Source organism: Bhargavaea cecembensis (assembly GCF_001619585.1).
GTDB lineage: Bacteria > Bacillota > Bacilli > Bacillales_A > Planococcaceae > Bhargavaea > Bhargavaea cecembensis_A.
In genome coordinates this window covers 358,384-372,039 of the sequence record NZ_LQNT01000009.1, presented here as the reverse complement: position 1 = coordinate 372,039, position 13,656 = coordinate 358,384, and the positions used below count along the sequence as shown (strand labels likewise).

General features: G+C 57.7%; 11 protein-coding genes. All 11 read left to right on the top strand.

Annotation, left to right across the window (positions count from 1 at the left end):
* The first annotated feature begins 50 nt into the window (after positions 1 to 50).
* The 11 genes from AV656_RS05490 to AV656_RS05440 all read left to right on the top strand — a co-directional run bounded on the left by AV656_RS05490 (position 51) and on the right by AV656_RS05440 (position 13,640).
* Positions 51 to 281 carry a hypothetical protein gene (locus tag AV656_RS05490; RefSeq protein WP_063179657.1) on the top strand — a complete coding sequence of 77 codons (231 nt, stop codon included), beginning with the start codon at positions 51 to 53 and terminating at the stop codon, positions 279 to 281.
* Between the two features lie 137 nt (positions 282 to 418).
* Positions 419 to 862: a cyclic-di-AMP-binding protein CbpB gene (gene cbpB, locus AV656_RS05485; RefSeq protein WP_008300985.1), complete on the top strand. Its 444-nt coding sequence runs from the start codon at positions 419 to 421 to the stop codon at positions 860 to 862.
* Between the two features lie 168 nt (positions 863 to 1,030).
* Positions 1,031 to 1,909 carry a LysR family transcriptional regulator gene (locus AV656_RS05480; RefSeq protein WP_063179655.1) on the top strand — a complete coding sequence of 293 codons (879 nt, stop codon included), beginning with the start codon at positions 1,031 to 1,033 and terminating at the stop codon, positions 1,907 to 1,909.
* Positions 1,910 to 1,972: 63 nt separating this feature from the next.
* Positions 1,973 to 4,309 (top strand): hypothetical protein, encoded by a 2,337-nt coding sequence (locus AV656_RS05475; RefSeq protein ID WP_156484800.1) that lies wholly within the window; start codon positions 1,973 to 1,975, stop codon positions 4,307 to 4,309.
* Positions 4,306 to 5,238, top strand: coding sequence for an ABC transporter ATP-binding protein (locus AV656_RS05470; protein WP_063179651.1), 933 nt, complete (start codon positions 4,306 to 4,308; stop codon positions 5,236 to 5,238). Before AV656_RS05475 ends, AV656_RS05470 begins: the two co-directional genes overlap by 4 nt.
* Positions 5,238 to 6,068 carry an ABC transporter permease gene (locus AV656_RS05465; RefSeq protein WP_063181255.1) on the top strand — a complete coding sequence of 277 codons (831 nt, stop codon included), beginning with the start codon at positions 5,238 to 5,240 and terminating at the stop codon, positions 6,066 to 6,068. Before AV656_RS05470 ends, AV656_RS05465 begins: the two co-directional genes overlap by 1 nt.
* A gap of 12 nt (positions 6,069 to 6,080) precedes the next feature.
* Positions 6,081 to 7,454, top strand: coding sequence for a hypothetical protein (locus AV656_RS16665; RefSeq protein ID WP_063179649.1), 1,374 nt, complete (start codon positions 6,081 to 6,083; stop codon positions 7,452 to 7,454).
* 5 nt (positions 7,455 to 7,459) lie between these two features.
* Positions 7,460 to 8,452 carry an AAA family ATPase gene (locus AV656_RS05455; protein WP_063179647.1) on the top strand — a complete coding sequence of 331 codons (993 nt, stop codon included), beginning with the start codon at positions 7,460 to 7,462 and terminating at the stop codon, positions 8,450 to 8,452.
* Positions 8,449 to 9,309, top strand: coding sequence for a DUF58 domain-containing protein (locus tag AV656_RS05450; protein ID WP_063179645.1), 861 nt, complete (start codon positions 8,449 to 8,451; stop codon positions 9,307 to 9,309). Before AV656_RS05455 ends, AV656_RS05450 begins: the two co-directional genes overlap by 4 nt.
* A 16-nt stretch (positions 9,310 to 9,325) precedes the next feature.
* Positions 9,326 to 11,086, top strand: coding sequence for a vWA domain-containing protein (locus AV656_RS05445; protein ID WP_063179643.1), 1,761 nt, complete (start codon positions 9,326 to 9,328; stop codon positions 11,084 to 11,086).
* Positions 11,070 to 13,640 carry a VWA domain-containing protein gene (locus AV656_RS05440; RefSeq protein ID WP_063179641.1) on the top strand — a complete coding sequence of 857 codons (2,571 nt, stop codon included), beginning with the start codon at positions 11,070 to 11,072 and terminating at the stop codon, positions 13,638 to 13,640. Before AV656_RS05445 ends, AV656_RS05440 begins: the two co-directional genes overlap by 17 nt.
* Positions 13,641 to 13,656 lie beyond the last annotated feature (16 nt).

Genomic DNA, 13,656 nt, shown 5'->3' with positions numbered 1-13,656 from the left:
ATCAGCAGAAATTCGGACAGGTTAACGGAAAACGGGAAGGAGGCAATGGAATGGATATCTGGTTGTGGCCGACGATAGCGGTGTCGCTGTTGATTCTCGCCATTGGGCTCGCTTCGTTCAGGAGAATGGACCGGACCGTGGCAGAGACGGAAAATGGCGAAGACCAAATTGCGGATGAGGTCAGGGACCATCCGTACGCGCTGAACCCGATTCTGATCGTCATCGCGGTTTCGGCGGTGTTTATCGGGTTTGTCATCTTTTATTATGCCGTGACATATTAACCTCATACAGGATGCCCGGGAAGCGGCAGATACCCGGGCATCCTGTTTTTTGTAAGCTCGTCAGCCGGATGCCGGGTATGATATGATGGAGATGGGGAAACCAAAAATTGAAGGTTGACAAAGGGGTCGGATCCTAAATGATTTCCGTTAACAACACAGAATTTCTTCACGAGCCCATCCGTGACCATGTCATCTCATCAGAAAAAGTCGCCCATGTCCAGGTCGGGAACAATGCCGAACATGCGCTTCTTGTACTGACGAAGACTGGTTATTCGGCAATCCCGGTACTGGATCATGAATACCGGCTGAGAGGTCTGCTCAGCATGGGGATGATTACCGAGTCGATTCTCGGTCTGGAGAGGATTGAATACGAGCGGCTGTCCGATATGAAAGTCGATGAATTGATGCAGACAGATCTTCCGATTGTGGGGATCGATACCGAATTCAGAAGGGTGTTCGATCTGCTTATCAACCATCCGTTCCTGTGCGTCGAAGATGAGGAAGGCATGTTCGCCGGAATCATGACACGCCGGGTTCTGATGAAGAAACTGAAAAAAGCGGTCTATACGATGCCGCGTTGATCAGTCGGTTCCGGATCTGTCCGGAACCGATTTTTATATTCCGGGATTTTCCGGAGCAGAATCAATAGAAATTCCCTTTTCCGCCTGGAAGGCGGAGGTGCTCCGCCGAAAAAGGGGAATAAAGGGATAGACCGGTTTTTGTCCGGTTTACAGGAAGGGTTGAACGCGATGAACGTGAATGAATTCAATATCATCAAGACGCTGGCCGAGGAAGGGAATATGCGCAAAGCATCGGATCGGCTATTTATATCGCAGCCTGCACTTTCCCAGCGGCTCCGGTCCATCGAAAAAGAATGGGGCGCACCGCTGTTTATCCGGTCATCGAAAGGGCTGATCCCGACGCCTGCCGGTGAGCATGTCATCCAGTTTGCGAAGGAGACACTTGCCCGGTATGAGGAAGTAACAGAGACCCTTCAGGCTATGGTGCATAAGGTGCACGGGACACTCAAGATTGCCTGCGCCTCAATTGTCGGGCAGACCTGGCTGCCGGCAGTGCTGAAGGAGTTTGTCACCGAATATCCGGATGCGAAGATTTCCCTGATGACCGGATGGAGCTCGGAAATCGTGAGGGCCCTTCATGAGGGAGAAGCCCATGTCGGCATTGTCCGCGGACATTCCGACTGGAAGGGGGCCAAGGTACATCTGTTCAGGGATCATCTTTATCTCGTGGACAAGGTGATCCGCTCCGTCGATGAAATTCCCGAAACGGAAAGGCCGTTTGTGCAGTTCAAGAGCGACTCGGACTACTACGAGGAGATCAGGGAATGGTGGCGGCGGCATTTCCAGTCCAGTCCCGGCCGTCAGATCATCGTGGATCAGATTGAAACGTGCCGGCAGCTAGCCGTGAATGGGATCGGCTATGCCGTGCTTCCCTCCATCACACTCCGTGAAGATGACCCGGTCAACAAGATCCCGCTAACTGACGGAGATGACCGGTTCGAGCTGACTCGGGACACCTGGCTGATCGGCTATGAGCAGGCCCTCGCCCTCCCGCAGGTCGAGGCTTTCAAAAAAATAGCGCTCCGGCACGCGGAGCGGGTCAAGTAAACCGGAACCAGGACAAGCGAAGAAACGTCACAAAGAACAGCTGAGCTAAAGGGGATGGGGCAGTTGAGAGCAGTAAAATGGGGGACGGCTTTATTGATGTTTGCGGTGGCCGTGATGTTGGGGGCAGGGCCGGCTGCGGCGGCGCCTGAACTGACCGTCAAGGCCACAGGCGGCATTGACGGGAAGGCAAAGGAAGGAAGAGGCATGCCGGTCGTGGTTGAGATCCGGAATGAGGGAGATCCGTTCGAAGGGGACCTGATCGTCGATTTCAGTGATGTCTATGAATCTGGCACCGCCCGGGCAGTCGCTCTGAATATCGGAACGGGTGAAACAGAAACGGTGCGGGTGACGGTGGATTCGGTAAATTCCTACTCCTTTACGGAACAGCAATTCCGCTTTTTTGAAGGGGACTGGAGGAGCGGCCGGAAAGTCGCCTATAAAGGCGACCGACGTCCGAATGTGAACTTTTACTATACGGAAACCTCGTTTGTGGTTGCTCTTGCCGAAAGCGCTGATCGGCTTTTGGGAATCAGGGACCTGAACTTCGGCGGTACGCCGGAGTCCGAGGTCATCGGGCCGCTTGGCAGGAGTGCGATCCTTCCGGCTGATGCGGGCGGCTGGGAGGCGGCGGACCTGATCATCGCAGATGACGGGATGTTGGCGGGGCTCTCAAAAAACGATCAGGAGGCCATTGCCGGCCGCATCCGTGAAGGGGCAACGCTCCTTATCGGAATGACCGATGACCCGGCAGATGCCGGAATGTTCAGCGGAGCATTGCCGCTTGAACAGCAGGGCAGGTCAGAATTGCCGCCTGAGGCACTGCGGGAATCAGGCACAGAAACAGCTGTACCGGCATTCAAGGTGACATTAAAAGACGGGGCACAATCACTTGGAGAATGGGAAGGCCGGGTACTTGCTGCGTTCTCTGAATATGGGGCGGGAAAAATCGTCCAGACGGCATTTTCATTCGGGGATGAACCGTTGGCTTCCGCCCCGGACACCGCCAGCTTCATTGGCGGGATCCTTTCGGGCATGCCGGGAACCGCTGCCGCTTATTCCGGCATGTACGGAGACCCCGAAAGTGATTTTGTCCAGCTGGGCAAAAGCGCAACGGAGCGTTTCGAGACCTTCAGGATTCCTGCGGCCGCCATCATCCTCATTGTGATGCTCTATATTATCCTGATCGGGCCTGTCCTTTACTATGTCCTAAGAAGAAGAGACCGGAGAGAGCAGGCGTGGTGGATCATCCCGGCAGCTGCTGTCCTGATCTCTGCGGGGATTTTCTCCTACGGTGCAAAAGACCGGTTGTTCCATCCCCAATTCAGGCAGGCGGCCCTGTTCTTTTCCGACGGCAGCGGAACACTGTCGGGCGTGTATACGGGTTCCGTTTTGACAAATCGGGGAGGTGATCTGGAGGTTGCCGCATCATCTCCGATGACCCTTTCCGCCGCAGGGAGGAGTACTCCCTTTTCCGGCGGCTCCGGCAGCTTCGGGCATGCAGTTGCGGAACAAACAACGCAGGGAACATTACTGACACTCAGGTCCATGCCGTTCTGGTCGGTCCGCACGGTCCATGGCGAAACCCGGATTGAGGATGCAGGCAGTCTGGCTGGTGAGCTCACCGTTTCAGGCGGCAGGCTTACCGGTACAATCACCAATGGATTTCCGTTCCGACTGCGGGATGTCTCTGTCTGGAGCGGCACAGGTTTGATCGCACTCGGTGATCTGGAGGCCGGAGAGGCCATGGAGATTGATGTGGAAGTGCCTGGAAGCGGGCTGTACCCTGCAGTTTCAACAGCGGGATCCGGTCCCGCCGGAACCCGCTATGGAAATCCGGATGATGGGAGGGCCGGAAATATGGTGCAGGCGGCCGGATCCTATCTGGATGGAAGGCGTCCGGTGCTGATCGGACATACCTCCTCTCCGCTTGCCCAAGTCAGTCTGGAAGGGAATCCGGAATACAGCTCGGTTTCGGTCATCGTGCAGCCGTTTGATCCGGAAATCCGGATGTCCGGGCCGTTCAGCATCCCGTCCTCCGTCATCAGCGGGCCCATTTCTCCGGAGCATCCGGACGGGTATGCGGAGAAGTATCCGGACGGTAAGCTGTTCCTGTCACCGGGGACGTTCCTTTATGAGCCATCCGTTCCGGAAACCTATTCACAACCGGAAATCGCATGGACCTCACTCAGTGTCCGTGTCTCCGCAGGGGCCGGAGTTTCCATTCTTAACCGGTCTTCCGGCGAATTTGAAGAGCTAACAGCCGGCATGAATGCACTGGATCCGGCGCCGGACTATTTCGGGCAGGATGATGGTGCTTTCCGGTTCCGCATCGAGAGCCCGCCCGACGGCAGAGCCGCCAGGCTGCCTGAAATTGAATTGGAAGGAGTGGCATCGCCATGATCGAGACAAGGAACCTGACCAAGTCTTACGGGTCATTCCGTGCCCTGCATGATCTGAATCTGGAAGTCGGGGAAGGAAGCGTATTCGGTTTTGTCGGTGCAAACGGCGCCGGGAAGTCGACGACGTTCTCGATACTGGCGACCCTGCTCCCGCCGACTTCGGGCGATGCCTTCGTGGGGGGATACAGTGTGCGCACTTCCCCTGCAGAAGTGCGCAGGCTCATCGGCTACATGCCGGACTTTTTCGGAGTTTATGACCAGCTGAAAACCGAGGAGTACCTGGACTTTTACGCAGCCAGCTACGGGATTTCGGCCGGAAGCCGCAAGACGCTGATCGGCCAGCTGCTGGAATTGGTGAATCTTTCGGAAAAGCGGGATGCCTATGTCGATTCCCTGTCACGCGGGATGAAGCAGCGGCTTTGTCTGGCCCGCAGCCTGATCCATGACCCAAAAGTGCTGATTCTCGATGAACCGGCATCCGGGCTCGATCCGAGGGCGAGGGTCGAAATGAGGGAGATTATGAAGCGGCTGAAGGACATGGACAAAACCATCCTCATCTCTTCCCATATCCTCCCGGAACTGGCGGAGATGTGCGACGAGATCGGCGTGATCGACCGGGGCCGCCTGCTTGCCAGGCAATCCGTACGTGAAATCCACTCTATGATGAAAGGGGACCGGGTGATCGTTGTGAAGCTGAACGGTCCTGCTGCTGCGGCGGCCGGATTCTTCGAGGAAAGGCCGTTTGTTTCGGCACTCATAAGGGACGACGAGGCAGGCGAGGTAGCATTCTCGTTCAGCGGCTCACAGCAGGACCAGGAGGAACTGCTTGCAGCAGCCGCTGCAAGCCCGCTCGGAATCCGCTCTTTTTCCGAAGAGGAAACCGACCTTGAAGACGTGTTCCTGTCACTGACGAAAGGAGGCGGTGCATGATGAAAGCGGACCTGTCCAATCCGGTTCTGATGAAAGAAATCAAGCTCCGGTTCCGCTCGCCGAAAAGCTTTGTGGGTATTCTGTTTTACCTGGCTTCGATGAGCCTGTTTGTCATCGGCTTCTTCTACCTCATGACGCAGGACGGTTCATCCGGGGGGTATCTGGATCCCGGTCAAAGTTACATGCTGTTCACGATGCTGACTTATATCCAGCTCGTGCTTGTCCTCTTCATCACGCCCGGGCTGACGGCAGGGTCCATCAGTTCCGAACGGGAAAAGCAGACGCTCAACATGTTGCTTACGACATCCCAGACCTCTTTTCAGATCATTGTCGGCAAGCTGCTGTCGTCGATTGCCTTTCTGGTCCTGATGCTGGTCTCAAGCCTTCCCCTGTACAGCATTGTCTTCCTGTATGGCGGTGTGTCGCCGAAACAGCTTCTTCTTCTCATGTTTTACTTCCTGCTGACGACAGTTGCGATTGGTAGTCTCGGTGTAATGTTTTCCACATTGATCCGGAAGACGATCATCTCGATGATAGCGACTTACGGTTCGGTTCTCGCACTGCTTTCAGTCACCGGTTTCCTGAGTATTTTCTTCGCTTCGCTCAGTCAGGGAAGCGCATCTCCGGCCGCCCATTTATTCGCGGCCATCAACCCGGCGGTGCTGACTGCTTCTCTCCTCGCTGCGGATTCCGGAAATCTCCTGCGCGAAATGACCGGTCTGGGCTGGCCGATCTGGATCATTTATCTATTGTTTTATCTGGCTGTTACGGCGGCGGCTGTGTTCGTGTCAGTAAAATCACTCCGTGTCAATATGGCACGGGGCAAATAAAGGAGGTGCGGCATGGGCAGCAGGCGGAAACTGGACGGAGCCGTTGCACACGTCCGGCGGAGACTGATGATGGAATGGTTGATGAGAACGGCTGTGCGTGGATTGGCTGCAGGTGCAGTTTCGGCCGTTTTGCTGCTTGCTGCCTCCCGTCTGTTTATCTGGCCGGGTTACGCAGGTATTGCCGGATTGACGGCAATATTAGCTGCGGCTGTGGTGTTCATTCAGGAGTGGCGGAGGGCCCCGACGCGGCTGCAGTCGGTCAGAACGCTCGATGCGTTTTGCCGGGATAATGTCATCCTGGCCGCAGAAACAGACGGAAGCCGTGAAGGCCCTCTCTCCGAGGCCCTGTCGGATGCGGCTGCGGAAGCGTCTTCCGCAGCGCTGACACGGTTCCGGAAAAGGAAGGGACAGTGGACGGAGCGCCGGCCGCTCCTGATTGCGGGCGGCGCAGCAGCAGTCGTGGCGGTGCTTTCCCTGTTTCCATCCTCCGCACAGTTGGAGGCGCAAGAAGCCGATGAAGAGCGGGAGATTATCGATGAACTTGCCGACAATGTAAGCGCTCTTGAGGAGCGGACAGATGATCCGGGAACTGAAAAGCGGCTCGCTGAACTGGCCGAAGAAATCAGATCCGCCGATTCTCCGGAAGAAGCGGTCCGTGAGGCGGTAAAGCTCCAGCGTGAACTGTCCCTTGAAGAACGTTTCTCGGAACGCCCAGAAAGCGGCCCAGGCCAGACATCAGGAGAACGCATCCTGACACCCGGCGAGGCGGCAGCGGCGCTGGCCGCTTTGTCCGGAGACGCCGAAGAACAGCTGGCACGCATGGGGCGCACATCAGGGACCGGAAACCATGCCTCTTCAGGAGAAGAGGGAGCGGGCTCACGTGGAGCAGCGCAGGGACAGGAGGGGACGTCCCCCGGCGGTGATGGAGAACCGGGAGCGGAGGGTGAAGAGAATTCCTCCAGTGAAAGCGGCGGTGGATCAGAGAGCAATGGAGGCGAAGCGCAGGACGGTGACGGGAACGGAACGGAAAGCGGCAATGGAGGCGACGGAATCAGCGGAACCGGGACCGGGCCCGGAAACAATGACGGTGGTTCCGGAAGCGGGGGCTCCGGCCAGGGTTCGGGTGACGGTGACCGGAACCTTGTCAGCACGCCGCAGTCCCCGCCCGAACCTGGAGATCAGGTTATGGATCCGGGTCCGCAGAAAGAAGGTTTATCGGCTGCAGACAGCCTCGTTCCTGCAGAAAGAGGGGAAGTCCGTCCCTATGAGGAGGTAAAAGGCGAATACCGGGATGCATTTGTAGAACATGCCGGCCGCCTTGGACTGCCGGAAGACCTTCAACAAGTCTTGTCCGATTATTTTTCGTCGATCGATACGAGGGAGTGAGGAATGTGGCTTTTACAAAAGAGGATTACAAGGAGATGAGCGTGAAAATCAGCAGGGTGAAGGAAGAGGTGGGGAAGTTCATCGTCGGTCAGGAAGAGGCGGTGGACTTTATCCTCTATTCCATTCTTGCAGGTGGCCACACCCTTCTTGAGGGGCTGCCGGGGCTTGGGAAAACGATGCTGATCCGGACGTTTTCCGAAGTGCTGGACCTGGGCTTTTCCCGCATCCAGTTCACGCCGGACCTGATGCCTTCTGACATCACCGGCACAACAGTGATCGAAGAGTCGCCTGACGGACGCAAGGACTTTGTTTTCCGCGAAGGTCCGCTCTTCAGCGAAATGGTGCTTGCCGATGAGATCAACCGTGCCACGCCGAAAACACAGAGCGCACTGCTCGAGGCAATGGGGGAAAGGACAGTTACTGTGCTCGGGAGCACACGGCCGATGAAGGATCCTTTTTTCGTGCTGGCCACTCAAAACCCGATTGAACTCGAGGGAACCTATCCGCTCCCTGAAGCACAGCTGGACCGTTTTCTCTGCAAAGTGATCGTCCCGCATCCGGACGGGGAGGAGCTCAAGGAAATCATCCGCCGCACGACCGGCAACAGGACCGCCTCCCTTCAGAAATTGATGGGACCGGAAGAAGTCCGGCGTGCGCGCGAAATGGTCCGTGAGGTCATCCTTCCGGAGGAGATGCTGGACGTGGCCGCCCGTATTGTCACCGGCACTCATCCTTCCGATTCTCCATTGGACGAGGTGCGCCGGTGGGTCCGTTTCGGCAGCGGTCCGCGCGGGCTGCAAAGCCTTGTGCTCGCAGCGAAAGCGCGGGCACTGGCCGATGGACGCTTCCATGTGTCGATTGGTGATCTGAAAAGGGCCGCGGTTCCTGCATTGAGGCACCGTCTGCTGTTCAACTATGAGGGCGAAGCGGCAGGCATGCCAGCGGATGAACTGATATCCCGGCTTGCCGATCTGTCGGCCGGGGGTAACCTGTCATGACGGAATCGTTTTTCCCGTCATCTGATGCCGTTGCCGCCGGCAGGCTCCGGCACCTCGCCCGTTCCGCTCCGAAAGGGATGCATCAGGGAAGGAATGCATCGGGCAGAAGCGGGACTTCTCCGGATTTCTCGGATTTCCAGCCCTATGCCCCCGGTGATGACATCCGGAATGTTGACTGGAACATCTATGCCAGGACGGAACAGCTGTTCATCAAACGTTTTATGGATGAGCGCGAGCTCCGCGTGTCGGTGATTTTGGATGCCAGCCGGTCAATGGGCGGTGACCGTTGGCTAGCTGCACGGAGGCTCTGCGCGGTGCTCGGTACGATGGCACTGGCCGGGGATGATCACATGCATTTTTCGGCTGCAGGTGAAACAATGCCGTTTTCGGCGAAGGGCGTCCGGAACAGGAACCGTTTCCTGAGTCACCTGGAACAGCTGCCGTCCCCTGAAGGGCCCGGCTTTGCAGGTGCGGCGGCTTCAGAAAGCATGCCGGCCGCATCAGTCCGATATATCGTGACGGACGGACTGGAGCCGCCGGCAGCGTTCCGTCCGCTGTTCCGCAAGCTCAGGAAAAGCGCGGGTGAGGTACGGCTGATCCTGCTTACAGATGACCGCCCGGATGTTCCCGTTCGGGTCGGTGATGTCCGCTTTGTCGATTCAGAGACCGGCAAGGCGGTGGATGTAACACTGACGGAAAGCGCGATAAGCAGGCAACAGGCGCAGAGAGAGCGGCATTTTTCGGAGCTTGCAGCCCTCTGCCGGGAGTACGGTGTTTCCAGTCTGAAGGCGGGGAAGCAGGAAAGTGCAGCGGAGTTTGTGTCAGGAAAGATGAGAAGAGCGGGCTGGGCCCGCTGAGCAGGGAGGAGATCGGATGGGATTCGGGTCAATCGGCATGATCTGGACGCTGGTCATCCCTGCCATCGTCCTCTTTTATTATTTTTTCCGAAAGAAATATGTGGAGCGCACGGTACCGTCAGTTCTTTTCTGGGAAGAGTCACGGAAGCACACAGAAAGCTCTCCTTTTATCAGCCATCTGAACCGGAATGCCCTGTTCTACCTGCAGATGGGAGCACTGCTGCTGTTCGTGCTCCTGCTTATGAAGCCGGGCATCAGAGGTTCCGGGGACGCTTCGGGACACTTGATCATCGTAGCGGACACATCCGCCACGATGCTGGCCGAAGAAAACGGCGATCCGCTGATCGAACGGCACAAAAGCCGGATGGAATCATTGATCCGGGACAATGAAGACGCACGGTTCACCGTAATCCGTGCCGGCGGCAACCCCGAGGTTTTGCTGCAGGCTTCCGAGAAGGCGGAGGAAGCACTCCGGACTGTCCGGCGTCTCGGCCTCACTTACGCCCATCAGGATCTGCCGGCGGCACTGTCCCTTGCGGGAACCGCTGCAGGCGGGCAACAGGCGGATGTCCATGTTTTCACCGACGCGATGGATCCGGAAGATCTTCCGGCTGTCATTCCGGGTGTGGTTTACAGCATTCATGCTGCAACATCCCTTCCTGAAAATGTCTCGGTCGGACAGTTCGGCATCACATGGGGGCCGAAAGGCCAGTCTGCGATTGCAGTCGTGACAAATGATTCTCCGTCCGGCAAGAAAGTAGCGCTATCCGTGAAAGATGAGCAGGGCAAACCGGTCGGGGAATCCCGTGAACTCACCATCGGGGCTGGAGAGGCCGAACGGGTCTTGTTCGACGGTCTGCCATACATTCGGGGCCTTCAGCTCACAGCAGAGACCGATGACGGCTATCCGGCGGACAATATCGCCCATGCCGTTTCCGGTGGAGAAGAACTGCCTGTTTATGTGGAAGCCGGACTGCATGAGCTGGTACATAAAGCCCTACTGGCTGCCGCTGCAGACGTGACCGCATATGCAAGGGACGAGGAGGGGCAACTGCCGGAAGAGGCGATTGTCGTGACCGGTTCGGAAAAGACGTTCCTGGAACGCCGGGGACGTACAGTGCTGTTCGGCCGTGAGGGAAAACCTGAAGAGAATCCGGTGTTCATCACACCGGCCGGGGATACGCTGTTCGCTTTTGCTCCGGGCGAGGAAATCTATGCATCCGCGCTTTATCCGCCTTTCCCGGAAATGGAGGCGGTCGCGGGCCCGGAAAACAGCCCGCTGATCCAGAGGGCAGCCGACGGAAGAATTGCAGTGCTGGCTGACCCATCCATGACCGACTGGCCTCTCCGTCCGTCCTTCCCGCTCTTTCTCTGGAGCGTCATTGACGGTTATTCCCGTGAGCAGGCAGGAGCCGGCATTTTTCTCCCTGGGGAAAGACGTTCGGTCACGCCTTCCCGCGAAGGGGGCTGGCAACTGTTTACCGCAGGAGGGGAATACATGACCGAATTTGGCGCAGCAGAGGCGGTGACAGCGCCGGATGAGCCTGGGCTGTACGTTCTCCGGTCCGGGAACGAAGAGCGCTATCTGGCCGTCGACCTGCCGGAGGAGGAGCGTACCATGCAGGCCGGACCATCGTTTACTGCCGGTGGGCAGGAGGACGGCGGCAATGCCGCATCCCCCGTCAACCGTCCGCTCGCCCTTCCGCTGACCGTTCTGATCCTGATTCTGATTCTTGCAGAATGGGAGGTGCAGCGCCGTCATGGACTTTCGTATTGAACATCCGGACTATCTCCTTCTCCTGATCCCTGTCATCGGCTATCTGTTTTGGTCATGGAAACGGGAGCGGGGAAAAAGCGGACACAAGGCCGGTGTGCTTCTGAGCTTGAGGATTCTGGCCTCTGCTTTGCTCATCTTTGCGGCAGCTTCTCCCTATCTGCTGATGCGTGCGGAGGAGGAACGGCTGATCTTTCTCGTGGACCGCTCCGCCTCCATGGAAGGGACAGAAGATGAGATCTCGGATTTCCTGTCCGGGGCCATCAGCCACCGTCCGGACCGCGATGTCACAGTCCTTTCGTTTGCAGGGGAAGTATCCAATGATCTGCCGGAAGGGGCCGGGGCGGATATCGGCCTTAATGCCGGCGAAACGGATCTGGAAGGCGCACTGCGGTATGCTGCAGCCGCCGCAGGAGGAAGTCCGGCGAGGATCGTGGTTTTGTCGGACGGAAGGGAAACGAGAGGTGATGCACTGGGGTATATCCGGAGTCAGCTGCCGGCCGGGGTCACTGTCGATGCAGCCGTAATGGCCGCTCCGGACTCCGAAGATGCATCCGTCTCTTCGTTCACCGTCCCGTCCAGCGGCAGGAAGGGTGAATCACAGCAGCTGGAGGTGACTGTCGGGGCGACCGCCGCCGCAGCCGCCCGCCTGGTCCTGTTCCGCAATGATGAGCCGATTGCCGAGCGGGACATTGATCTGGCCGAAGGGGAAAACCGCTTTACTTTCAGCGAAGTGCAGGCCGAAGAGGGCCTGGTGAAATACGAGGCACAGGTCATCATGGAAGGTGACAACATCCAGGAAAACAACCGGATGACTGCAGTCACTGAGATTGAAGGCCCGCCCCGTGTCCTGATAGCAGACACTTCCGATGCACCCAGCCCGCTTGGAGAGCTGATCGGAAAAAGCGGGGTCTTTGCCCAAACGGTTCATGCGGACAAACTTCCCCAAGACCTGTCGTCCTATCTTCAGTATGATGCCGTCATCTTCGACAATGTCCCCGGGCATCGGGTCGGGGAGCAACGGATGAAAGTCATTGAGCAGGCCGTCAAGACATTCGGTCTCGGTTTCTTGATGGTCGGCGGAGAGAATAGTTTCGGTCTTGGAGGTTATTTCCGTACACCGATTGAAGAGATGCTTCCCGTCGATATGGACGTGACCGGCAAACAGGTCATCCCCACACTGGGTCTCGTCATCGTACTGGACCGCTCCGGAAGCATGACCGGGCGCAAGCTGGATCTGGCGAAGGAAGCGGCTGCACGGTCTGCCGCACTCCTCAGGGAAGACGACACGCTCGGATTCATCACATTTGACGAAAGCCCTTGGGAAGTAATCGAAACGTCCCCGCTCGGAGATCCTGAGGAAGCCACGGGGAAAATCATGTCGGTCACGCCGGGAGGCGGCACCGATATCTACCCGGCGGTCGCCCTTGCCTATGAGCGTCTCCGGGGTTTGGATCTGGAACGCAAGCATATCATCCTGCTGACGGACGGAGTATCCGCTCCAGGAGGGGATTACGCCTCTCTTGCGAAGGCCGGCGAAGCGGACGGGGTGACAATGTCGACGGTGGCGATCGGCGCCGATGCGGACCGGCAGCTGCTCCGGATGCTCTCGGATCAGGCTTCGGGCCGATATTACGAAGTCACCGATGCCGACTCGGTGCCGTCCATCCTATCGAGGGAGACGGCGATGCTGTCGAGAACTTATATTGTCGACGAGAGCTTCACGCCTTCTGTGCGCACGGGGACAGGCTGGGATGCGCTGTTCAGCAACGGGCTTCCTCAGATGAACGCTTATATTGCGACGACGGCAAAGCCCGGCTCCGATGTGATCCTCGAAAGCCCGGAGGAAGACCCCATTATCGCGGAAGGGCGTTACGGTCTTGGCAGGACACTTGCCTACACGTCCGGTTCGGGAGCCTGGAGCGGCGGCTTCGCATCCTGGGACCGCTGGGGGGAACTGTGGACAACCGCCGTTTCAAGAATCCTTCCTGAATACCGCAGCGAGCCGTTCGATATCCGCAGGAACATGGACGGCTCGTATACGGTAACCGGTTCGGAGTCCATGCCGTTCCTCGACATCGCCGTCGCCGATGAAAAGGGCCGCGAGCTCGGGACGGCAGTTGAACCGCTTCGGCCGGGCACCGCACGTGTACGCGTGAAATCCGGTCCGGGTCTCGTCTTTTTCAGAATTTCAGGGGACGGGGAAACCGTCTCTACGGCCGGCATCACGATTCCTTATGGTGATGAATATCGGCCCGGGCCTCCCGACCAGGAAAGACTTTCCGCCATCGCAGAAGCGTCCGGAGGCCAAGTTCTGGAATCCTCCAAAGAGGTTCTTCGGCCTCCGGAAGCGTCCAAAAAAGACATTCTCCCCGCCTGGAACTGGTTCGCCATTGCGTCGATGCTGGTCTTTTTTGCGGATATCACGCTGCGGAGATTCGGGATGCCGCACATCCGGAAACCGGACCGGGCTGCAAGAAGGCAGGGAGAAGCAAACGGGAACAGCGAAGAAACGAGCGTGGAGAAGCTGCTGAAAGAAAAAAAGAAGGAAAGATAAAGCCGAACACGGGAAA